This is a genomic window from Helicobacter pylori oki112 (assembly GCF_000600085.1).
GTDB lineage: Bacteria > Campylobacterota > Campylobacteria > Campylobacterales > Helicobacteraceae > Helicobacter > Helicobacter pylori_CY.
In genome coordinates this window covers 971310-995475 of record NZ_CP006821.1, presented here as the reverse complement: position 1 = coordinate 995475, position 24166 = coordinate 971310, and the positions used below count along the sequence as shown (strand labels likewise).

Genomic DNA, 24166 nt, shown 5'->3' with positions numbered 1-24166 from the left:
AAGTTTAATGATACCATTAAAAAGCATAGCGTATACCAATGTTTCCGGTAATATTAATATCTTTATAATCAAGCCCAAACCTAGCCCCAATGCCCGCATTCACATAAAAGGTTTTGAATAACCTTATCTCCCCGCCTGTGATAATGCTAGCAAAAGTGTTGTATCTGCCACCATCTCTATAGCTTAGGGTGTTATTACCAATAAAACGCACCATTTTATCCCCCATAGAATTAATGAATAAGTCTCTGCCCACATCCGCAATCACAAAATAATAAGAGTTTTTATTGAAATAATGCCGACTTTCTAGGGCAAAATTAATCGTTAGAACGGATTTTTTATTGGGGTCAGCATTGGCTCTGAATTGATTATAAATAGGATCATCCATAATACCCCTTAAACCAGACAAACCAATGTAATAATAGGCTAAGCCTACTTGAGGTTTAAAAATAACGCTTTTATCTTTAAACATGAAATCATAGCCGTAATTGATTTTAGCGTCAGTCGTCCAAGTGTCGTATCTGTAAGACTGATTGATGATTGAGAGTAGGGGGTCATAAGAGTTGATGAAAGTCTTATTGTATCCCCAAGTTTCATTCAAGCTCATCGTTAATTCGCTTCTTTTGATAAACGCTCGGCTATAAACACCCATATTGACATTGCTAGAGCCTGATTGAGTGATGTTTGCATGAAACCCGCTATACCCATAAGCGGCATAACCCCCCACAATCACGCCCTTAATAAACCTGTCATACCCTATATTGATACCATATAAAGTCCCAGTGCCTCCATTAATAAAACTAGCCCCTCCAACTCCTGTCGCCCACACATTATTTTTGACTCTGTTTCTTTGAGAGTATTTTAAAATCACATCCATAGCGTTAGGGATTGCATCAGCGAATCGCTTGTTTTTAAGGGCTTCTAAGCGTTCTAAGAAATCAGAACGAGCGAAAGTTGAAGTGTCAGAGAGCTTGGCTAAACGGCTCATTTGCTGCGTGTAGGTATTGATCTGTAAAATATTAGTGGCATCATTTTTAAAATCAGGGTTAGCGATGACTTCTAAAGTGTTAGCGATGTCTCCAGCGATTGTGGTTAAATCTTTTGTGGAATGGCTTTCTAAATAATAGGGAGCGAATAAAGGACTTCCCTTAGTTTCAAAGATTTTATTGAGCCAATTAATCGCTTGAGTGCCTCCAGCTTGCTCAATGCTATCCACGCCTTGAATGCCCTGAATTTGAGCGATATATTGTTTTAAAGTGGGGGCTTGTAGGTTATTGATAGGATCATTAGAAACAGCGATTTTCACTTTATTATAAAGAATGGAAGTGTAAATGTATTGATTTTGAGAATCTTTAAAGCCTACAATTAAACCGCCATCTTTAATATTCACGGCTTGCCCGTTATAGGTTAAGCCGTTGTCAGTCATCACCATGTGCTTGCCATTAATGTCAATGAGCGTGTAAAGCTTAAGGTAATTATCTAGGCTACTGCCTCCTGTGATTTGGTTGTTATACCCGTAATAAATGGCCTTAGTGCTATTAATAAGCGTGTAAGCACCTGTTTCTTTTGAAGAAGTGTTGAATTGGATTAAGGGGTTATTGTTATTAGCTATAATCGTCGCTGTGCCTTGAGCGTTGATAATAGCATGGCTAACTGAATGGCTGAGGTTAAACACCAAATCGCCATAGCTATTAAAATTCCCCATGACATTCAAGCCACTAGCGTTAGTGCTTAAGGTCGCTTGTTGGTTTAAGGTGAAATCACCATTAATGTTAGCTGTAGAGTTAGAGGCGTTGTTAAAAGCGTTAGTGATCGTTAAATTATTGGCTTGCAAGGTCGCGTTTCCATTGAGATTGAGCGTGCCTATAACGCTATTATTTTTCACTTGAGACAAATCAATAGCCCCATTAGAAGCGATGACGCCTAAGAAAGTGAAGTTGTTAGCGCGCACGCTTAGAGATTCATTAGTGGGGGTTACGCTAGAGTTTGTAGAAGAGCTGTTTTTGGTTGTGGGGCAATTGGCTAAATTGACACAAATTTCCCCTTTTTGAACGCTCACATTATTCAAACCTGCATTAAGGCTTAAGCCATTAGTAGCGTTTAGGGTGGTGATATTGATATTAGAAACACCATTAGAAGCAAAAATCAATGCGCCTTGATACTTGCTAAAATCAATCGTATTATCGCCATTAAAAATAATAGACTTGTTGGCGACAAAATTCAAACTGCCCCCTGTAGCGTTGCTAAAAGAGCTATTATTGACAAAAACATAGCCATTGCTTAAAAAATTAAAATACCCTTTTTGCCAAAAATCATGCAAGCCTCTAGGCGATAAAAGAGCGCCTAAATCGTTTTCTTTGAGCGCGTTTTGTAAAGAGGGCGGCAACACGCTCCCCAAACCTTGATTATAAATGCCGCTTAACCCGCCTTGAGAAATAATATTATTAATGATATTGCTCACTAAGCCTTGATTTTCTAGCGTTTTAACAACATCTTGTCCTAAAAACTCGTTCAACAAGTCGTTCGCCACCACACCAATGTCTTTTTGCAAGCTTGTAGGAGGATTAGTAATGTCTTTTAAAACCACGCTTAAAATAGAGCTTAATTCAGAAGCGTCTATATACCCACCGATGAAATTCAAAAGCCCTTTATCGTCTAGCATGCTTTTTAAAGACTGCTTAGCAAGGTAGTTTTCTATGATGGATGGGGTAACAAAATTACCAAAAATGCTTAGTTTTTTACTGATAATATTTTGGATTGCATTCATGACCCCACTATTATTCAATAAATCATCTAAATTATTTTGACCTATAAGTTGGCCTAAGGTTTCACTTTGCAAGCTAGTGGGTAATTCTTTACTCAAAGGGCTTAGAGCGTTTTCTACAAAGTTCCCTAAACCGCCGGCTTGCTTGATTTTTTCCATAGCCACTTGACTGAGAACATTCGCTAAATTCCCTTGATTAAAGATTTTATCAATCCCTTCTTGACCCAAAAGATTAAAGATATTATCTGTGGCTTGAGCTTCTATATTAGCTTTATTCAACACTAAGTTATTAGTGCTTTGAAAGGTTACATCCGCACTCCCTCCGCTTTCAAAGGCGTTAGCACTTCCAAGCGTTCCAGTGATATAAATGCTTTTAGCTTTAAAATTAGCGTTGATGTAGCCTAAATAGGGGGAAGTTGAGCCTAATAATTGCCCCAAGTAAGTGTTTCTAAAAGAAGAACAAGTGGCGCTATCTAGCACGCAAGGACTGCTATAGCCATTGCCCCCAAACCATATAGAGCTGGTAGAGTTTGTAACATTATCTTGGGTAGCGCCTATAATTAGATTCCCGTTACTAAAGGTTTGATTGATGTTGTCAGCCAAATGGTTGATCGTTTCTAGGAGTGCTTGCTTTTTCGTTTGGGTGATTTTAATCTTGTCTAAGAGTTGCAACACTTCATTGATGTTAGTGATATTGTCTAATTGATTGGATTCAATCATTTCTTTTAAGGTAGCGGAATTTTGAGAAAGGATCCCTAAAAGCGTTTTTAAATTTTCATTAGAAAAACCCTTATTGTAGATATTCAAACTATTCAAAGGCTGGTTAAATGGGCTATAAGTGCCTGGGGTTTGAGGCGTTTGAGAGCCTTTAGGGGTGAAAAGACCTTTAATGTTGCTTGTCAAGTAATAAGTGCCTGCTTGGTTATCGCTATAATCATAGTTATAACCGGTAGGATTTTGCTTAGAAGCTTGGTAATTATAAAGCTCAGGAGCGATATTAAAAATAGTGTTAGAAGCCGAGTTGGGGTTATTAAAAACTTCTATGGTTAAATCCCCATTTTTAATGCTCTCTTGAATGATTTGAGAAGAATTGAGAGGGTTTATAAACGACCAAGTTTGAATGTTATTGTTATCGCTATAGGTAGCGTTTTGGATTTTCATGCCATAAAAAAGGATTTTTTCATAGCCATTAGCCCCACTAATGCCAGTAATCCCTTTTTGAGCGTTTAGGATGTTGTAGGTTACAGATTTTGTAATATTATCAAAAATATTGATGTCAGATAAATTAATATCCCCATTATTCCCTAAAACAAACTGCCCGCTAACGCTCATTAAAGCTTTAGTCAAAGAGGGTGCATAACCATTAAAATTCAACGCCCCATTAGCCGTAAGGTTATTAAAACTCAATGAGCTTGTGCTGTCAAAATTAAAGCTTGCTGTATCAATAGTCGTGTTGCCTCCAAAATCAGCCTGGCTTGTGCCTTGAAAATTGATATTAGCGTTTAAAGAGCTTGTGTTACTAGCCGATAAAACGCTATCGTCTAAATTGATAGTGGTGTTGTTTGAAAAACTAGCGTTAGAAGCGTTGAGCTTGCTACTAGCGTTAAGACTGAGTGTCCCGCCATTAAAAAAGAGGCTACTAAAGGTTGCTTGACTTCCATTATAAATATTGAGACTCGTTTGATTGTTAAAAGCGCTTGTGCCATTGGCATTCAAAACGCTTTGATTGTCTAAACTTAAATTAGAATTATTATCAAGCGTTAAAGAATTTTTAAAAGCGGCTTGACTTTTATTGCCAAGCGTGATATTAGCGTTGTTTTGCAAGGTTGTATCGCCATTAAAGTTCAGCAAACTTTGAGAGCTGAGCATAAAATTCGTGTTGCCTAAAAGCTGTGTCGTAGCGTTAAAATTGCTTGTCCCCCTAGAATACAAGACATTGAAAACCGCTTGCGTGTTATTGAAAATAAGGCTATTAGCCTGCAAATTATAGATTGCTCCACCATTCAAACGAGAATTGATAAAGCTTAAAGAATTAGAAGCGTTAGCGCTGATAGTGCTTGATCCTCCAGGGTTTGTAAAGCCGCTGAACGAAGCGTTAGAAAACGAAATATTCTTAGCGCTAAAACTGAATTTCCCCCAAGTCATATCGCTAAAACTAGAATTGGTTACGCTGATATTATTTAGAGCGTCAAAAGCGGCATAGGAATGCTGACTAGCCCCCGTTTGAATCATTTTAGTAACGGTTTCAGCGTCATTATAATTCAAGCCATCCATAGTGATGTTATCGCTTGCTTTAAAGGTAATGTTCGCTCCCCCACCATCTGAATTTGAAACGCCTTCACCGGTTTTAAAATTATTGGTCAAGTAAATGTTGGCCGCATTAAAAGTTCCCGTAATATAGCCAAAGCCTCCATGCCCTATCCAAATCAAGCCGTTATCATTCACGCTCTCTGTGTTATTCCCTATGATCAAAGTGCCATTTTGGATATTGACGCTAAAACTTCTTCCAAACAAATTGGCTGTATAAGTGCTGAGCGTGTTAGCGCTTTGACCGCTCTGTCCTGAAAGATTGGGATCAATATAATAAACGCCTTGTTTTGAGTAAGTTTGATTTTGGAGGTTATAGACCCCATTCCACACATTCGTTGTGGGTAAATTTTGAGTAGGGGGTGTGGGTGGAACTTTATTAGGGGGAGTGTTTGGCGCGGTGTGTTTTGTAGGAGTGGGTGTGGGGCTTGTAGGCTTAGCGTTAGCTATCGCTTGTTCCAATTCTTCTTGTTCAGTATTAAAAGCGTTTTCTTCGTTTTGTAAGGTTTGTTCATCTTGTTGCTCTTTATCTTGCGCTTGATTGAAAGCTTGTTCGTTAAAGCCTGTTTTAGAGTTGGCTAATTGTTTGAGCTTGTCTAAATCTCCTTGTAACGCTTGTTCATCTTGAGCGATTTGTTGGTTAGTGTTTTCTAAACCTTGAGCGTCTTTAGCGATAGTAGCATTTTTGCTTTGAGTGTAGCTTGTATCATTGCTTGCGATCGTGTTGTCGCTAGTAACATTATTTAAAGCGTTTTGGGAGTTACTCAAGTCTTGTTGGTAGGTTTTTTGGGCTTGAGCTTGTTCTTGTTTTTGTTCTTGAGCTTGTTGTATCGCTTGCTTTAATCCCTCTTGTTCAGCGTTAAAAGTCTTTTCTTCGTTCTGTAAGGTTTGTTCATCTTGTTGTTCTTGTTTTTGCGCAGTATTAAAGGCTTGTTCGTTAAAGCCTGTGGTGGAGTTGGCTAATTGTTTGATTTGAGCTAAATCTTTTTCTAAGGCTTGCTCATCTTGTTGGATTTGTTGGTTGGTGTTTTCTAAACCTTGAGCGTCTTTAGCGATAGCGGTGTTTTGATTGTTGGTGTAGTCTGTATCATTGCTTGCGATCTTACTATCATCAGCAGCGTTATTTAAAGCGTTTTGGGAGTTACTCAAGTCTTGTTGGTAGGTTTTTTGGGCTTGTTGTTGTAAATCGTCTCCTAAAAATTGGGTAATGATGGATTGTTTGTTAAAGGTTTCTTGTAAGGTTTCATCTTGCCCATTAATATCAAAGGTTACATCATAAGTGTTATTACCCACTCCAACATGGCTAATAGCTTTATCGCCCTTATAGTTGATTAGATCCCACAAATAGCTTTGATAAACCCCATACTGGATCGCTCCGTTTGTAGTGAGAATGTCATAGGTTTGATTATTATTAAGGGTTTGATTGAGGTTAAAAATCGCACCAGAACCAAAAGACACACTGCCTTTAAGGCTAGCAAAAGGCGAACTTGAATTTAAAGTGTTAGCGCCTGAAAAACTCACCTTGCTTGTATTAAAGTTGTAAGTGCCTTGATTGAAGGTGTCGTTATTGAAGCTGGCGTTGTCAGTAAAGTTGTAAGTACCTTGATTGAAAGCGCTGTTATTGAAGCTTAAGTTAGCGCTGTTAGTGAATTTGTAAGTCCCTTGATTGAATTTCGTTTTGTTAAAGGAGATAGTGCTGTTAGTCCCATTCCCGCTGAAACTAAAGCCCCCATTGGTATCATCTGTAAAGCTAGAGCCGCTCACATTGATGTTAGAGCCTTTAAAATTCATGTAAGAGTGCTGTGTTCCTGCATCGCTGTTATCAAAGCTGGCTTGATTGATAGTGATATTGTTAGCCGCATTAAAATTGAGAGTGGCCCCACCGCCATCAGCGTATGAGTTGCCGGTTGTGATACGGCTAGAATTAAAATTAATCGTTTGAGCGTCATAAGTGCCTGTGATATACCCTACATCACCTCCATTAATACCCGTGCCTCCAAAGCGGATATTCCCTCCCACATTAAGCGTGCCGCCATTGAATTTTTGTGTGAAACTAGCCCCACCAGCACTATAAGTGGTAAGGGTGTTCAAATAATAAGTCCCAGAGCCTTGAGCGCTACTAAAAAGGCAATAGGAGTTGTGCGTGGGTGAATTAGGGCCGCTTTCAATATTATCTTGATAACTCCAAGACGACCATGACCAATAACGGCACTCGTTAGCCCTTAGGTGAGATAATCCCCCCAACGCTCCTATCAATAAAACCGAAGCTTTTAAAAAAGATTTGTTTTGATTAAAGGGCTTTTTAATGGATTTTGTTTTTTTATGGCATTTTAAGGGCTTTTCACGCTTCAAGATTTGATTCAATTTGAAAATTTTCTTTGAGATCTTGTTTAATTTGAAAGATCCCTTAGAAATAAACTTAGAAATCAATCTAACCTTTTTAAACGCCATTTAAAACTCCAATCGTTTTTATAAATCTCACATTATACAACTTGATGTTAAACAAACTCAAAAAGATTCGCAAAATGACTTAATAATGATACACAAATTGTGCCATATCTACCAAACGATTAGAATACCCCCATTCATTATCATACCACCCCATGATTTTGACCATATTCTCTAGCGTGAAAGTCAAATCAGGTGCGATTATGACGCTACTAGGGTTAGAAATGAAATCAGAACTCACCCTTTCTTTTAAATCTATCTCTAACACGCCTTTTAAAACCCCTTTGGAAGCTTCAATCAACAAATCATTGATGGGCTCTTTAGGGGCCTTTTTTTCTAAAAACAAACTCAAATCTATCATGGACACATCAAGGCTAGGCACTCTCACGCTATGCCCATGCATTTTGTTTTTGAGATTGGGTAAAACTTTATGCAAGGCCAGAGCGGCTTTAGTGGTGGTGGGGATAATGTTGCTTGCAGCCGCTCTTGAGCGCCGTTTGTCCAAAGGGTGGGCCAAATCAATGAGTTTTTGATCGCTTGTATAACTATGAATGGTCGTTAGCATGCCCTCTTTAATGTTAAAAGCTTTATCTAAAATAGCGCAAATGGGTGCGATAGCGTTAGTCGTGCAAGAGGCGTTAGAAACAATGGCCTGGTTTTGATAGAGGAAATGATTGACCCCATACACCAAAGTAGGGTATTGTTTTTCATCGTATTCGCCCACAAAGGGAGCGGATAACAGAACCTTTTTAGCCCCAAGCAAAAGATAATTTTCCAGCGTTTTAGGCTCTAAAAACTTCCCTGAACACTCTATGATAACATCCACGCCCCTCAAGTCTTTGATGCTATTAAAAACAGGGATTTCTAACGAGCCGATGATAAGCTTGCAATTAGAGTAACGCGCCTCTTTATTGAGCAGCCCATGTGCGCTGTCATGCTCTAAAAGATAAGCGAGAATTTCCCAATTAGCAGGGTCATTGATGCCTATCACTTCTAGTTGAGGGTTATCGCTACGCTCTAAAATCGCTCTTAAAACGCATCTCCCAATGCGGCCAAATCCATTGATAAAAATTTTCATCGTAACCATTATCCTATTTTCAGACTTCAATTTCAATTTTAGGGGGTTTTGTTTGGTATTTTACTACATTTTGCGCTATTATATCGGACCTAGCTATAGGGTTAATTAAAATTATTTATTGAGTTGAAATTCAAGGAGTAAAACATGGCATTGTATGACAGAGCTAATTCTCATAATGCGTATGCAGAAGATTCTTTATTGCATGAAAGCGAGCTGGTGGGTTTTGTTAAAACGACTTACAAGTTCTTTGCAGGCAGTTTGCTATTAGCGACTATTGGGGCGTTACTAGGTTTAATGAACTTTCAAGCCGTAGTGCAGTATAAATGGGTGTTTTTTATCGCTGAAATTGCAGCGTTTTTTGGTTTGATGTTTTCTAAATCCAAACCTGGGTTGAATCTATTCATGCTGTTTGCTTTCACTTCATTATCAGGGGTTACTCTAGTGCCTTTGTTGGGCATGGTGATTGCAAAAGCTGGTTTAGGAGCGATTTGGCAAGCTTTGGGCATGACGACTATTGTTTTTGGTTTGATGAGCGTGTATGCCCTTAAAACTAAAAACGACTTAGCGAATATGGGTAAAATGCTCTTTATCGCTTTGATTGTGGTGGTGGTGTGTTCGCTTATTAACTTGTTTTTGGGTAGCCCCATGTTCCAGGTTGTCATTGCGGGAGCGAGTGCGATATTATTTAGTCTTTACATCGCTTATGACACCCAAAACATCGTTAAAGGCATGTATGATAGCCCCATTGATGCGGCGGTGAGCTTGTATTTAGACTTTTTGAATGTCTTTATTTCTATCTTGCAAATCATCGGTATTTTTTCAGACAGAGACAAATAGTTTGAAAAAATAGGGGGGGATACCACGCAAAAACCTAATAAAAAATACTTTAAAATATTGATAACGCTTCGTTTACATTCTTTCTTTAAGGATTAGTGATGCCTAAACGCACCGATATTTCCAACATTCTACTGATAGGATCAGGCCCTATTGTGATCGGGCAAGCTTGTGAGTTTGACTACTCAGGGACTCAAAGTTGTAAAACCTTAAAATCTTTAGGTTATAGAGTGATCTTAATCAATTCTAACCCGGCCACCGTGATGACTGACCCTGAATTTTCTCATCAAACTTATATCCAACCCATCACTGGAGAAAATATCGCCGCTATCATCAAAAAAGAAAAGATTGACGCTATTTTACCCACAATGGGCGGGCAAACCGCTTTGAATGCGGTCATGCAAATGCACCAAAAGGGCATGTTAGAAGGCGTGGAGCTTTTAGGGGCTAAGATTGAAGCGATCAAAAAAGGCGAAGACAGGCAGGCTTTCAAAGAAGCGATGTTAAAAATCGGGATGGATTTGCCTAAAGGGCGTTACGCTTATAGCGAGTTAGAGGCCCTAGAAGCCATCAATGAAATTGGCTTTCCAGCCATTATCAGAGCGAGTTTCACTCTGGCTGGGGGAGGGAGTGGGGTCGCTTACAATATTGAAGAGTTTCAAGAATTGGCTAAAAACGCCCTAGACGCTTCGCCCATTAATGAAATTTTGATTGAAGAGTCCTTATTGGGGTGGAAAGAATACGAAATGGAGGTCATACGAGACAATAAGGATAATTGCATCATTGTGTGTTGCATTGAAAATATTGACCCCATGGGCGTTCATACCGGTGATAGCATCACCATCGCTCCAAGCCTCACCTTAACCGATAAAGAATACCAACGCATGCGCGATGCGAGCTTTGCGATTTTGAGAGAAATTGGCGTGGATACGGGCGGGAGTAATGTGCAATTTGCGATCCACCCCGAGACTTTAAGAATGGTTGTGATTGAAATGAACCCACGAGTGAGCCGCAGCTCCGCATTAGCTTCAAAAGCGACCGGATTTCCCATTGCAAAAGTCGCTACCATGCTTGCGGTGGGTTTTAGCTTAGATGAAATCCAAAACGATATTACCAACACCCCGGCGAGTTTTGAGCCTAGTTTGGATTATATCGTGGTGAAAATCCCTCGCTTTGCGTTTGAAAAATTTGCCGGTGTTTCTAGCACTTTAGGGACTTCTATGAAAAGCATTGGCGAAGTGATGGCGATAGGGGGGAATTTCTTAGAAGCCCTACAAAAAGCGTTATGCTCTTTGGAAAACAATTGGCTAGGGTTTGAATCGTTAAGCAAAGATTTAGAAATGATAAAAAAGGAAATCCGCCGGCCCAATCCCAAACGCTTGCTCTATATCGCTGATGCGTTCAGACTCGGCGTTTGTGTTGATGAAGTGTTTGAATTATGCCAGATTGACAGGTGGTTTTTATCTCAAATCCAAAAGCTAGTCAAAGCAGAAGAAAGCATCAATTCTAGCGTTTTAACGGACGCCAAGAAATTAAGAGAGCTTAAAAATTTAGGCTTTAGCGATGCTAGGATTGCCGCTAAAATCAAAGAAAATGAAAATTTAGAGGTGAGTCCTTTTGAAGTGGAATTAGCCAGAATGCATTTACAAATCGCGCCCCATTTTGAAGAAGTGGACACTTGCGCGGCGGAGTTTTTATCGCTCACGCCTTATTTGTATTCCACCTATGCCCCTAACCCTTTGCCCCCTATTGAAAACAAACAAGAAAAACAAGAAAAGAAAATCCTAATCATAGGCTCTGGGCCTAATCGCATCGGTCAAGGCATTGAATTTGATTATTGTTGCGTGCATGCGAGCTTTGCTTTGAAAGATTTAAACATTAAAAGCGTCATGCTCAATTGCAATCCAGAAACTGTTAGCACGGATTATGATACCAGTGATACGCTCTATTTTGAACCCATTCATTTTGAGTGCGTGAAGACTATCATTCAAAGGGAGTGCGTGGATGGCATCATCGTGCATTTTGGGGGACAAACCCCTTTAAAACTCGCTAAAGATCTAGCGAAGATGCAAGCCCCCATTATTGGCACGCCTTTTAAGGTGATTGATATTGCAGAAGACAGGGAAAAATTTTCCCTCTTTTTAAAAGAGCTTGACATTAAGCAGCCCAAAAACGGCATGGCTAAGAGCATTGATGAAGCTTATAGCATCGCTAATGTGATTGGTTTCCCTATTATTGTGCGCCCTAGTTATGTGCTGGGCGGCCAGCACATGCAAATTTTAGAAAATATTGAAGAACTGCACCATTATTTAGAAAGCGTTACGCATGCTTTAGAGATTATCCCTAAAAATCCGCTCCTCATTGATAAGTTTTTAGAAAAAGCGGTGGAATTAGATGTGGATGCTATTTGCGATAAAAAAGAGGTCTATATTGCCGGCATTTTACAGCATATTGAAGAAGCCGGAATCCATTCAGGCGATTCGGCGTGCTTTATCCCTTCCACTCTAAGCCCTGAAATTTTAGATGAAATTGAGCGGGTGAGCGCGAAAATCGCTCTGCATTTAGGCGTGGTAGGGCTATTGAATATCCAATTTGCTGTGCATGACAACACGCTCTATTTGATTGAAGTCAATCCCAGAGCCAGCCGAACCGTGCCTTTTTTAAGCAAGGCTTTAGGCGTTCCTTTAGCCAAAGTTGCGACTAGGGTTATGGTGTTAGAAGATTTGAAAGAAGCCTTGAAGTTCTATGATAAAAAAAATATCGTGGGATATTCTAAAGGCGTTTATAAGCCTAAAATGCCCCATTTTGTGGCTTTAAAAGAAGCGGTTTTCCCTTTTAATAAACTTTATGGATCGGATTTGATTTTGGGGCCTGAGATGAAAAGCACCGGCGAAGTGATGGGGATTGCTAGATCTTTAGGGTTGGCTTTTTTAAAGGCTCAAACGGCTTGCTTTAACCCCATTAAAAACAAGGGGCTTATTTTTGTTTCTATTAAAGATAAGGATAAAGAAGAAGCGTGCGTTTTAATGAAACGATTGGTTCAGTTAGGCTTTGAATTGTGCGCCACAGAAGGCACGCATAAAGCTTTGGAAAAAGCCGGGGTAAAGTCTTTAAAGGTGCTTAAAATCTCTGAAGGCCGCCCCAATATCATGGATTTGATGATGAATGGGGAAATCAGCATGGCTATCAACACCAGCGATCACAAATCTCAAGATGACGCCAAACTCATCCGCACTTCTGTGCTTAAAAACCATGTGAGTTATTTCACGACTTTAAGCACGATAGAAGTCTTACTTTTAGCGTTAGAAGAAAGCTCTCAAAAAGACGAGTTGTTAGCCTTACAAGATTATTTGAAGTAATTTGATGGCGTTAGTGTATCTCGTTCAAAGCGATACCACTATAGGACTGCTTTCTAAAGACAGCGAAAAGCTCAACGCTTTAAAAAAGCGCCCTAAAAACCAAAGCGTTTTAATAGAAAGTGCTGATTTTACCACCTTAAAAAGCCTGGTGCGTGTGCCCAATGCGTTTAAAAACCTCATTAGAAGAAGCGCTAAAACCACTTTTATTTACCCTAACTCTAAGGCCGTTCGTGTGGTTAGGGGCAGGCATGGGGATTTTTTAAAGCGTTTTAAAACGCTCTATAGCACCTCAGCCAACCTCACTCAATGCGCTTATGATAAAGAGATCGCTTCCAAGCTCGCTGATGTGATTGTGAGCGATGAAAGGGGTTTGTTTGAAAGCTCTAGCTCTAAAATATTCAGGCTCTATAAAGGTAAAAAAGTGAGAGTGAGGTAGAAAAGACCTTTCGCATTCTGCGCGTTTTGAAATGGGTTTTTGTGGGATTTTTCTAAAAGTTTATCATTTGTTTATCAAAAATGGCTAGCTCTTTTAAGGTGGTTGTAATATTTTTTTGAATACAATAACACCTTTATTTTTTAATAAAAATTATTATAAGTAGGATTTTAAGAATGAATGACAAGCGTTTTAGGAAATATTGTAGTTTTTCTATTTTTTTGTCCTTATTAGGAATGTTTGAATTGGAGGCTAAAGAAGAAGAAAAAGAAGAAAGAAAGACAGAAAGAAAAAAGGATAAAAAAAAGAACGCCCAACACACTCTGGGCAAAGTTACCACTCAAGCGGCTAAAATTTTTAATTACAACAACCAGACAACCATTTCAAATAAAGAATTAGAAAGAAGGCAAGCCAACCAAATCAGCGACATGTTTAGAAGAAACCCTAATATCAATGTGGGCGGAGGCGCAGTTATAGCGCAAAAAATTTATGTGCGCGGTATTGAAGACAGATTGGCTAGGGTTACGGTGGATGGCGCAGCGCAAATGGGCGCAAGCTATGGGCATCAAGGCAATACGATTATTGACCCTGGAATGCTCAAAAGCGTGGTGGTTACTAAGGGGGCGGCTCAAGCGAGCGCAGGGCCTATGGCTTTGATTGGCGCGATTAAAATGGAAACTAGAAGCGCGAGCGATTTTATCCCTAAAGGTAAAGACTACGCCATGAGTGGGGCTGCCACTTTTTTAACCAACTTTGGGGATCGAGAAACCGTGATGGGCGCTTATCGTAACAATCATTTTGATATTCTTTTGTATTACACGCATCAAAATATTTTCTATTATCGTGATGGGGATAATGCTACAAAAGATCTCTTTAGACCTAAAGCGGATAATAAAGTTACAGGAAGTCCTAGCGAGCAAAACAATGTGATGGCTAAGATCAATGGTTATTTGAGCGAAAGGGATACCTTAACGCTCAGTTATAACATGACCAGAGATAACGCTAATCGCCCTTTAAGAGCGAATTTTACAGGCACTTTTTTACCCTATTCTTGCGGTGATTTTAACGCTTTCCCTAATGAGAAAAACCCTAGCGATTGCTTGTTTGAAAATGACGCTAGTTTGTTTAAAACTTATAGCGTCAATTTAGTGCATAATGTGAGCTTGAACTATGAAAGAGAAGGGGGGAGTCGTTTTGGTGATCCTAAATTAAAAATCAATGGTTATACAAGCATCAGGAATGTCCAAATTGATCCGCTTTTTAGGCCTAACGATATAGCGGCTATCATTCCTTTCACCCCAAACCCAAAACTTGGCGAAGAAAATGAATGCGCGGCGCAAGGGGGTATTTATGACGCTGTGAAACAAACTTGCTCCATCACTTTTAAAAGCCTTGGAGGGGGTTCTGTGGTGGCTAATAAAAATTTATTCATCATCAATTCCGGGTTTAATGCGAATGTGATCCACACTATAGATCATAAGAATGACAATCTTTTTGAATACGGGTTGAATTACCAAAATTTAACCACTTTTGATAAAGCGATCCCTAATAGCGAATTAGTCAAACCCGGCGATGCCCCCGATGCATGCTTAAGGGTTATGGGCCCTAATGATCCTAACATGAATGGGCGTTGCCAAAGGAATGGCGCTACTGCGAATGTGGTTGGGGTGTATGCGCAAGCGAATTACACCTTGCACCCTATGGTAACTTTAGGGGCAGGGACTCGTTATGATGTCTATACTTTAGTGGATAAAGACTGGCAATTGCACATAACCCAAGGGTTTAGCCCTAGCGCGGCTTTAAATGTCTCGCCTTTAGAAAATTTGAATTTCAGGCTTTCTTACGCGTATGTAACCAGAGGCCCTATGCCTGGAGGTTTGGTGTGGATGCGTCAAGATAATTTGCGTTATAACCGCAATTTAAAGCCAGAAATCGGGCAAAATGTGGAATTTAATACCGAATACAGCAGTAAGTATTTTGATTTCAGGGCCGCAGGTTTTGTCCAACTGATTTCTAACTACATCAACCAATTTTCTTCAACGCTTTTTGTAACCAACTTGCCCGCAAAAGATATTATTTATGTGCCTGGTTATGAAGTTTCAGGGACGGCTAAATACAAGAGTTTTTCTTTAGGCTTGAGCGTGGCAAGATCATGGCCTTCTTTAAAAGGGCGCTTGATCGCTGATGTGTATGAATTGGCTGCCACAACAGGCAATGTGTTTATTTTAACGGCAAGCTATACAATCCCACGCACTGGCCTTAGCATCACTTGGCTTTCACGATTCGTTACGGATTTGAGTTATTGCTCTTATAGCCCCTATCGCAACGGCCCTACGGATATTGACAGACGGCCTAGCAATTGCCCTAAAACGCCCGGTATTTTTTATGTGCATAAGCCCGGCTATGGGGTGAGCAGTTTTTTTGTAACCTACAAACCCACCTATAAGAAGCTTGAAGGCTTGAGCTTGAATGCGGTGTTTAACAATGTTTTTAACCAACAATATATTGATCAAGCAAGCCCGGTGATGAGCCCTGATGAACCCAATCAAGACAAATACGCAAGAGGCATGGCAGAGCCTGGCTTTAACGCTAGGTTTGAAATTTCTTATAAGTTTTAATAATGGAGCTAAAAATGAGGGTTTCATGGGTGGCGAGTCTAATTAAAAATAAAACATTCTTTAGAAGTAACAAATATATGATTTTAATCCTTTAATTTTTAAACCAATTTACAATTAAGGGTTATTTTTTGTAAAATTTTGTAAAATAGGGTTGTGGATTTTAATTAATATTTTAACTTCATGCTGTTTTTTTTTTTTTTTGATTATAATTATAATCTCAACAAAAAAGATCATACAATTAAAATTAGGGAGAGTTTAGTGAGGCAAGAAAAATATTTTTTGACTTCTTCTTTATCGCTTTTATCGTTTTTGTTATGTCCTGCAGAAGCTTTTGATTATCGGTTTAGCGGTCGTGTGGAGAATTTTTCTAAGATTGGCTTTAACAATTCTCAAATCAATACTAAAAAAGGGATTTATCCTACTGAAAGTTTTATAGATATTGTAACTTTAGCGCAAGTCAAAGTCAATTTACTCCCTAAAGGCACCGAAAACCATAGGCTCTCTTTCTCTTTGGGTGGGGCGATTGCAGCCATTCCTTATGATAAGACTAAGAATGATATTAACCAAGCTAACGGGAAGATTTTTGGCTCAATTGTAGAGAATTTCATTGGGGGCTATCATGGATACTTTTTTAATAAATATCTTGGTCCTGCTTATGCGGGGACTTCTCAATCAGCGAGCTACCATGCAAGGCCTTATGTGGTGGATACCGCTTTTTTACGATACGATTACAAAGATGTTTTTGGGTTTAAGGCGGGGCGTTATGAAGCGAATATTGATTTTATGAGCGGTTCCAATCAAGGGTGGGAAGTGTATTATCAGCCCTATAAGACTGAAACGCAAAGGTTAAGATTTTGGTGGTGGAGTTCTTTTGGGAGAGGTTTAGCGTTCAACTCTTGGATTTATGAGTTTTTTGCGACAGTGCCTTATTTGAAAAAGGGAGGCAATCCTAATAACAGCAACGATTTCATCAATTACGGTTGGCATGGGATCACCACGACCTATTCTTATAAAGGTTTAGACGCTCAATTTTTTTATTATTTTGCACCTAAAACTTATAACGCTCCTGGTTTTAAGCTAGTCTATGACACGAATAGGAATTTTGAAAATGTAGGCTTTCGCTCTCAAAGCATGATCATGACAACCTTTCCTTTATACTATAGGGGGTGGTATAACCCAGAGACAAAAACTTATAGTTTAGAAGACAGCACGCCTCATGGCTCGTTGTTGGGGAGGAATGGCGTTACTTTAAATATCCGCCAGGTTTTTTGGTGGGATAATTTCAACTGGTCCATTGGCTTTTATAACACCTTTGGCAATTCAGACGCTTTTTTAGGCTCTCACACGATGCCAAGGGGTAATAACACTTCCTATATCAGTAATGAAATCTCCGTAACGACTAGGCATGCTGGAATGATTGGCTATGATTTTTGGGATAATACGGCTTATGATGGGCTGGCTGATGCGATCACTAACGCTAACACTTTCACTTTTTACACTTCTGTTGGAGGGATCCATAAGCGTTTTGCATGGCATGTTTTTGGGCGCATCTCTCATGCGAATAAAAATGCGTTAGGGCAGTTGGGGAGGGCTAATGAATACTCCTTGCAATTCAATGCGAGCTATGCGTTCACTGAATCAGTCTTTCTTAACTTTAGGATCACTTATTATGGGGCTAGGATCAATAAAGGCTATCAAGTAGGGTATTTTGGAGCGCCCAAATTCAATAACCCCGATGGCGATTTTAGCGCTAATTACCAAGACAGAAGTTACATGATGACCAACCTCACGCTGAAGTTTTGATTTTCAATCACAGCAAGTTAAAAACACTCCAAGGTATTTTTTAAAATCTGAATATAAAAGACTTTGTGCAAAGCTAGTTTTGTGAAGTGATCAAATGCTAAAGACGATTGGGCTTCCTAGGCTGATGTTGGGGGAGAGTTTGGTTCTTGTTCTGTGTGCCTAATGGATTTTACAGAGTTTGAGCTCCAACGCATTCCTTACAGCTCTCACGCATCATATCTATAAAGGCGTAACTTTGCACGCTTCCTACGCTAGATACAAATGTATGGTGGTATTATACTGCAAATTAGCGGCATTCACCCCAAACACTAAAGATGTTTAGGATTTCTGCTTGGGGGTTTTAAAAGCGGTTTTCTTGGGTTAGGGGGGATTTAGTTTTGGGGGGGTTCAAAATACTTCCTATCCCCTTAAAAAATGGGTTTTACCATAAAATTTAGAACCACAAAACAAAGTTTTAAACCACAGAAATCCTAAACGCCTTGAGCGTTTGATCACCTTTGCCATTAAAGCCGTTCTTGGGGGATAATCTCAATATTTGACAACATTTGATAAATATTTTGGGTTGTTTTTCTAAGTATAAAAATTTTGAAGCGCTAAAGCTTTTTAAAAGTTTTTAATCAAGCGTTTTAAAATCTCAATAAGCCTTGAATGTTAAGCTTTTTGTGAGTGGTAGCTTTTAATCAAGCGTTCTTAGGGGGTCAATTCCATTATTTGACTATTGGATAAGGGTTTTAGGGTTGTTTTAAAGCGGGAGTTAAAGGGTTCGTCAAAGCCTATAAAAGGCCTTGAGCTTTTTTAGAAGGCGTAGCCATAGACCCAATACACGCTATAAGGGCGGAAGTATTTCACTTCAGCGCCGCCAGCTTTATAATAAGTGTTGTAAATCGTAGGGATTTGCACACCGATTTCTATAGAATGCTGGTTATGGCTTTTCAAGTCTTTTTTCAAGATACCAAAGTTCATGCGTAACCCCACATCAAACAAGAATTGGAATTTTGTCGCTGTGGGTCTGCTCGCAAGCTGAGGGCTATTTCTTAGCGTGCTGATGTAAGTATCCCCTGCGAGTTGGATCCCCCCAAAGAAGCCCGCATTAAGACTTCGGCTACCAAAAGAGCGGCTAAACACATTGTAAAGCACATCAGTCCCCACCCCATAAGTGAGCAAATTGACTTGATTGTAAGTAGGACCATTACCCACGCCCGCACCGTTATAGCTGAAGAAGCCGTAGTAGCGTAAGCCCACATTCTTGTTTTCTCCAAAGAATTGCTTATAACCGATTTTAGTGATAAACCCGTTAAACGCATTCACTTGAGAGCTGTTACCGGCAGCAAAATTCCCAAGCCATGGGTTAGCTTTAAGCTCGTTATTCAAAGCGGTAACTTTAGCCAAAGTGTTTGTGGTGTTGTTTAATAGTTGGGTAGAGCGCGCTTGATCAATATTCCCGCCATAGCTCACTTGATAGCCTGTTGAATTGCTGATGTTAGCGTTGTTGGCCAGCGTTAAAGCGTTTTGAGAAGTATCAACGATATTTTGCACCAAGCTAGTAAATTCCTTAGCGCTCAAATCATTCCCAGCGTTAGCAGAGTTGAAAACATGTTGCGCTAAAGCGGCGTCCAAAAACGCACCGGCAACCCCACCATTACCGCTTGGCCCCATAGTGATTGAAGCTTGCTTTAGGACATAAGCGATTTGTTGGGCGGTAACACCATTTCCATAAGCTTGATTAGTGTTGTTTTGAAAAATCCCACCTGCTTGGTTATTGGCGTTTAAGAATGAGTTCATGTAAGTCAAATAAACGCTAGCGGTGTTAAGCTCACTGAGCTGATTGGAGAGGTTCGCACTCGTGGTGTTGTTGTTGCCTTGAAAGATATTGTTTTTGAGATCTTGACTCAAAGTTTTGATAGAGCTAACCATTTCGTTATAAAGACTCAGGTTACCTTGGAAACAAGAAGAACTACTAGTAGCAGCAGCAGTAGTTGCACCACCACTACCACTAGTAGTAGCACCACATTGATGAATGCTACTAGTGTTCAAAGTCGGATACAAATCAATCAAATTGCCTAATTGGTTCATAAAGAGGTTGCCTAAAGTCCCGGCGACATTGCCTCCTGTGCCTGCAATATTGATATTGGTGTTGTTTGTCGTGTTAGAGTTTAACAAGCCGGCTAATTCTTCGGCTTTGATTTTACCCGGGTTTTTCACTTGCTGGACTACCTGACCTAATTCATACCCAAAGGTCATAAAGCCCCCATCTTCTTCAGCGCCCACTTGATTGAAGCTCAAGCTTAACGCTAGGCTTAAAGGGGCTAAGAATCTTACTTTTTGAGATTGTGTCATTAAATTTTCCTTAATCATTTTGAATGGCTTTAAATTTTGTTTCATATTTGTCTGATCCCCCCTTTCTTAGAATGAATACCCATAAGACCAATAAACGCTATAAGGACGGAAATACTTCACGGTAGTCCCTGCTGATTTGTAATAAGTGTTATAAATCGTAGGCACCACGACGCCAAATTCCACCGTGTGCTGGTTGTGGCGGTTGGATTTCCCATCCAACTTACCGAAGTTCATCCGCATACCGAAGTCAAAGAGGAACTGGAAGTGCGTGTTATTGACTTTCCCATGCAATTTCACATTGGGGTCATCTCTGAGCGTGGATTGGAAGGTCTCACCGGCTAATTGGATACCGCTAAAAAAGCCCATATCCACAGAGCGGTTTTGATAGGAGCGACTAAAGATGTTATACAACACATCAGTCCCCACCCCATAAGTGTATAACCCTACATTATTTTGAGTGGATCTAAAGCCCACGCTCGCTCCGTTATAAGAAAAGAAACCATAATAGCGCAAACCGATATTCCTTTTCTTCCCGAAGAATTGCTTATAACCCACTTTAGTGTAAAACCCGTTTAAAATATTCGTCGCACGGCTGTTCCCGGCTCTGAATTGGGGCAAGTAAGGCATGCTTCTGACTTGATTATTGAGCGCATTGATTTTATCCAAAGTTACTTGCGCGTTATAAAGAGCGTTAGAGAGCTGATTAGCGCGCCCTTGCACAGCGTTAGCTTGGTTGCTATTTATCCCAGTGCTATTAACCGCACTCCCGCTAATGGGGTTTTTATTGAGTTCGTTATAAACCGATTGGGATTGATCAATAATGCCTTGCACCAAACCTGTAAAAACGGCTGAATTGAATTCCTTATTCCCAATGTTGGCGGCTACGGCAGAGTTGAAAGCTTCTAGGAGCAATTCATCTTGCTTGAGCAAGTTGGCTGCGTTATTGAGAATATTTTGTTGGCCTTGAAGGTATTGAATAGCTTGTTGGGAGTAAGTTTGACCATTTTGACCAGTCGCACCACTAGCTCCACTAGCTCCATTTTTGGCCTCTAAAGCCTTATTCATCGCATTAAAAAACACATTCGCCGCATTCAAGTAGGTGAGCTGTTGTTGCATGTTGGGGAAATTGGTGTTCGTGCCGTAGTTAGTCTGGCTGCCGATCGTGCTTAAAACCCTATCAGAAAGGCTAGGGAGCCAGTAATAGCCCGCAGCGGTGCAAGCGCTTTGGGTGTTAAGAGAGTTGCCACCAGCCGTCCCTGCAGCCGCACAAGTCCCACTGCCCACCGCACCCCCTAAAAGAGCGTTCGCAGACACATCGTTACCATTGAGTTTCTCTGGATACGCCCCTAAAAGCGAATAAAGGTATTGGGAGAAAGCGTTACTCAACGCCCCTGCGACATTGCCTCCGGTGTTGTTGTTTAAAATGTTGTTCGTTACATCAGCGTTAAGCTCTCTTGCGAGTTCATCTCTTTTAGTGCCGCCTGGGTTTTGGACATCTTGCATGACTTGCCCGAGCTGATAACCGACGGTGAAAAACCCTCCATCATCTTCGGCATAACTTATGCTAGCGCAAAGGGCTAGACTAAGAAACAGCGTTCTATTTTTCTTTATCATGATTTTCCTTATCAATGGGATGCTCCTTGATTGAGTTAAATTTGGGATTTAAGTTACATCAAAGCTTGTAAATAATGTTTAGTAATACAAATTGTTAGATGTAATTGTGATATTTTCACATAAGAAAAATTAAACTAACCTTAAAAATCCCCTTACAAACCCCTTATCAAGGAAATAAAGTTACAGCAATTGGAGCGTTTTTTACAAAAAAAAAACGGGATTTCATGGGGGGATTAGCCTTAAATTTTTGGGGTTTTAAAAACGCTTTTTGGCATTTTTGGGTTTTTTAAACTGTAATCATGCCAACGCAAATAATAATTTCTAGGTTTCTTTTTTGTTGTGAAAATTTGGAGCATGTTAGGGTCTAATAGTGGGCGGTTACCCCGAAAGGAGATAACCAACTATGAAATTACTATTAGCAATCATAGTTTTAATGGTTGCCACAATGCCATTATACTAAAATTTTAGCTCTAGCGCAAGCTAGAGCCAAAATCTGTGTTGCTAGCGTTTTAAACAAACAACACAAAAACCAATCTTATTTTAAATCAGGTTTCAAAAGCCCCGCTTCATACAAAAATACCGAGGGCTTATGCTCTTTAGGTTTGGCGTTTTCTCTCAATTCGTTTTTCGCATAAGAAAGCCATAAATTTTCCTTAGCCCTTGTGATAGCGACATAAAAAAGCCGCCGCTCTTCTTCAATGCCCCCACCGGTATTCATGAGCTTGTGGTTAGGGAAACGGCCCTCCATTAAATCTATAATATAAACATCTTTAAATTCTAAGCCTTTAGAAGCATGCACGCTCAATAGATTCACGCCCTCGCCTTGCGTGGCTTCACTAGAGCCTATTAAAGTGCCATTTAAAAAACGCCCTAAATTTTGGTAATTTTTCGCCAAAGAACTCAGCAAGTCCATTTTTTCATTGAAGCGTTTTTGCGCTTGGAGTTTTTTAAATTCGTTATAAGAGCCGTCCTTATTTTTGGAGCGTTCTTTTAAAAGGCGTGTTTTAAAGGTTTGAAAAAACGCGCTTTCTAGAATGTGTTTGATTAAAGTGCTAGGGGAATGAGTGGGGGCTTTGGTATAAAGAATGAAAAAATCGCTAAGCATTTTAGCCCCATTGAGTGAGATTTTAGGGTGCATCAACACCGGGTGCGAATGAAACGCTTTATTTATCACGCTATTAAACCTTGAGCTGTTTTCTAGGGCAAAAATTTCTTCAAAAAGCCCCATAGAGGTGATTTCTTTTTTCTTCGTGTAAATTTTAGCTTCTTTATTAGGCTGAATTAAAGCCGATTTGAGATCGCCATTGCCTAAAAGCATTAAGGCCTCATGAATGTCTTTAGCGGTGTTAGAGCCAATATCGCTGATATAGCTTAAAACATGGATTGCTGCCATAATGTCTTTAGGGTTAAAGATGAGCGCGCAAATGTCTAACGCTAACGCTACTTCTTTGGATTCAAAAAAGCTCGCGCTCCCTTTTCTTTTGCTAGGCACATTGTGGGATCTTAAAGCGGCTTCTAATTGATCCGCGCTCGCGTTATTCCTAAAAATCACTGCCACTTCTTTAAAATTCTTTCGCATGACAATGCGTTTAGCGATGTCTTGGCATTGCGCGATATTGTCGTTGTAATTTAAAAGCGCAGGTTTATTGAAATGCCCTGATTTCACCACTTCTAAATTTTTAGGGTAAATGCGCTCATTATGCTGTATCACTTGGTTAGCGAGATCTAAAATCTCTTTAGAAGAGCGGTAGTTTTTGGTGAGCGTGAAAACCTGGGCGTTTTTGTATTTTTGAGTGAAATTAGAAATGATAGAAATATCCGCCCCATTAAAAGCGTAAATGCTCTGATCGTAATCGCCCACGCAAAACAAACTGGGAGGGTTGATAGCGTCTAAAATGGATTCTTGTAAGGGGTTAGTGTCTTGAAACTCATCGCAAAGCACTTCTTTATAAGGGCTAGGTCTTTCTAGCATCGCTTGTTTAAATAGCAGCAGTAAGTCGTTATAGTCAATATAATTATGCTTTTTTTTGGTGTTTTCAAATTCGTCTAAAATGTTTTCATAAAAGGCGGCGTATGGCGTGTGTTCAGGGTTTTTATGAGAAAGCCATGCGCTAAAATCTTCTTGTTTTAGAGCGTTGGTATAAAGAGAATAGAGGGCGTAGAGATGCTGTGAAGTGTAGGGCTTTTTATCGTCATCTGTTAGCGCGTTTTTGGTATCCACAATGCTTTCTAAAAGTTTTTTTAATTCTTTAGGTTGCTTCAGGCTTAAATTGGGGTAATGCTCTTTTAAATAGCGATACGCCACCGCATGGAAAGTGCCCGCTTCAATTTTGGAGCTTGATTTAAAATATTTAGCCACCCTGGCAATCATTTCATTACTCGCTTTATTGGTGAAAGTCAAAAGCAAGATTTCTTCAGGCCTAATGCCGTTATCAAGCAGGTATAAAATGCGCCCCACAATCGTAGAAGTCTTTCCTGTGCCAGCGCTAGCAATCACTAAATTATACCCTTTCAAAGCCTTGGCCGCTTTGAGCTGCTCAGGGTTTAATCGCAAAGTTTCTAACAAGTTTTATC

At 39.9% G+C, this 24166-nt stretch carries 10 protein-coding genes; 5 read left to right on the top strand and 5 right to left on the bottom strand.

Annotation, left to right across the window (positions count from 1 at the left end; genetic code table 11):
- Window positions 1-16: 16 nt before the first annotated feature.
- Together HPOKI112_RS04665 and gap are read right to left on the bottom strand one after the other, a co-directional pair.
- The gene (locus tag HPOKI112_RS04665) at window positions 17-7519 is read right to left on the bottom strand and encodes a vacuolating cytotoxin domain-containing protein (protein ID WP_025309866.1); all 7503 of its coding nucleotides are present in this window, start codon (window positions 7517-7519) and stop codon (window positions 17-19) included.
- Window positions 7520-7598: 79 nt separating this feature from the next.
- Window positions 7599-8594 carry a type I glyceraldehyde-3-phosphate dehydrogenase gene (gap, locus tag HPOKI112_RS04660; RefSeq protein WP_025276100.1) on the bottom strand — a complete coding sequence of 332 codons (996 nt, stop codon included), beginning with the start codon at window positions 8592-8594 and terminating at the stop codon, window positions 7599-7601.
- A 144-nt stretch (window positions 8595-8738) separates the two neighbouring features.
- Between gap and HPOKI112_RS04655 the strand changes: the two genes are divergently transcribed.
- From HPOKI112_RS04655 to hofG, 5 genes are all read left to right on the top strand, one after another.
- A complete protein-coding gene (locus tag HPOKI112_RS04655) occupies window positions 8739-9431 on the top strand; it encodes a Bax inhibitor-1/YccA family protein (RefSeq protein WP_001240236.1) in 693 nt (230 codons plus the stop codon).
- 98 nt (window positions 9432-9529) lie between these two features.
- Window positions 9530-12787 (top strand): carbamoyl-phosphate synthase large subunit, encoded by a 3258-nt coding sequence (gene carB / locus HPOKI112_RS04650; protein ID WP_025309865.1) that lies wholly within the window; start codon window positions 9530-9532, stop codon window positions 12785-12787.
- A gap of 4 nt (window positions 12788-12791) precedes the next feature.
- A complete protein-coding gene (locus HPOKI112_RS04645; protein WP_025309864.1) occupies window positions 12792-13223 on the top strand; it encodes an L-threonylcarbamoyladenylate synthase in 432 nt (143 codons plus the stop codon).
- 173 nt (window positions 13224-13396) lie between these two features.
- On the top strand, window positions 13397-15838 hold the full coding sequence (locus tag HPOKI112_RS04640; protein ID WP_025309863.1) for a TonB-dependent receptor domain-containing protein: 2442 nt from the start codon (window positions 13397-13399) through the stop codon (window positions 15836-15838).
- A 258-nt stretch (window positions 15839-16096) separates the two neighbouring features.
- Window positions 16097-17641 carry an outer membrane beta-barrel protein HofG gene (gene hofG / locus HPOKI112_RS04635; RefSeq protein ID WP_025309862.1) on the top strand — a complete coding sequence of 515 codons (1545 nt, stop codon included), beginning with the start codon at window positions 16097-16099 and terminating at the stop codon, window positions 17639-17641.
- Window positions 17642-18436: 795 nt separating this feature from the next.
- On the opposite strand, the gene alpB is transcribed toward hofG, so the two are convergent.
- The 3 genes from alpB to HPOKI112_RS04620 all read right to left on the bottom strand — a co-directional run bounded on the left by alpB (window position 18437) and on the right by HPOKI112_RS04620 (window position 24158).
- On the bottom strand, window positions 18437-20023 hold the full coding sequence (gene alpB, locus HPOKI112_RS04630) for a Hop family adhesin AlpB (RefSeq protein WP_025309861.1): 1587 nt from the start codon (window positions 20021-20023) through the stop codon (window positions 18437-18439).
- Window positions 20024-20044: 21 nt separating this feature from the next.
- Entirely contained in the window at window positions 20045-21592 is a 1548-nt protein-coding gene (gene alpA / locus HPOKI112_RS04625) for a Hop family adhesin AlpA (protein WP_025309860.1), read from the bottom strand.
- A gap of 535 nt (window positions 21593-22127) precedes the next feature.
- Window positions 22128-24158 carry an ATP-dependent helicase gene (locus HPOKI112_RS04620; protein WP_025309859.1) on the bottom strand — a complete coding sequence of 677 codons (2031 nt, stop codon included), beginning with the start codon at window positions 24156-24158 and terminating at the stop codon, window positions 22128-22130.
- Between the last annotated feature and the right edge of the window lie 8 nt (window positions 24159-24166).

What these genes read in the sequence shown, in the direction of transcription:
- HPOKI112_RS04665 (WP_025309866.1), bottom strand. Translation starts at nt 7,519, where the DNA reads ATGGCGTTTAAAAAGGTTAGATTGATTTCTAAGTTTATTTCTAAGGGA.
- gap (WP_025276100.1), bottom strand. Translation starts at nt 8,594, where the DNA reads ATGAAAATTTTTATCAATGGATTTGGCCGCATTGGGAGATGCGTTTTA.
- HPOKI112_RS04655 (WP_001240236.1), top strand. Translation starts at nt 8,739, where the DNA reads ATGGCATTGTATGACAGAGCTAATTCTCATAATGCGTATGCAGAAGAT.
- carB (WP_025309865.1), top strand. Translation starts at nt 9,530, where the DNA reads ATGCCTAAACGCACCGATATTTCCAACATTCTACTGATAGGATCAGGC.
- HPOKI112_RS04645 (WP_025309864.1), top strand. Translation starts at nt 12,792, where the DNA reads ATGGCGTTAGTGTATCTCGTTCAAAGCGATACCACTATAGGACTGCTT.
- HPOKI112_RS04640 (WP_025309863.1), top strand. Translation starts at nt 13,397, where the DNA reads ATGAATGACAAGCGTTTTAGGAAATATTGTAGTTTTTCTATTTTTTTG.
- alpB (WP_025309861.1), bottom strand. Translation starts at nt 20,023, where the DNA reads ATGAAACAAAATTTAAAGCCATTCAAAATGATTAAGGAAAATTTAATG.
- alpA (WP_025309860.1), bottom strand. Translation starts at nt 21,592, where the DNA reads ATGATAAAGAAAAATAGAACGCTGTTTCTTAGTCTAGCCCTTTGCGCT.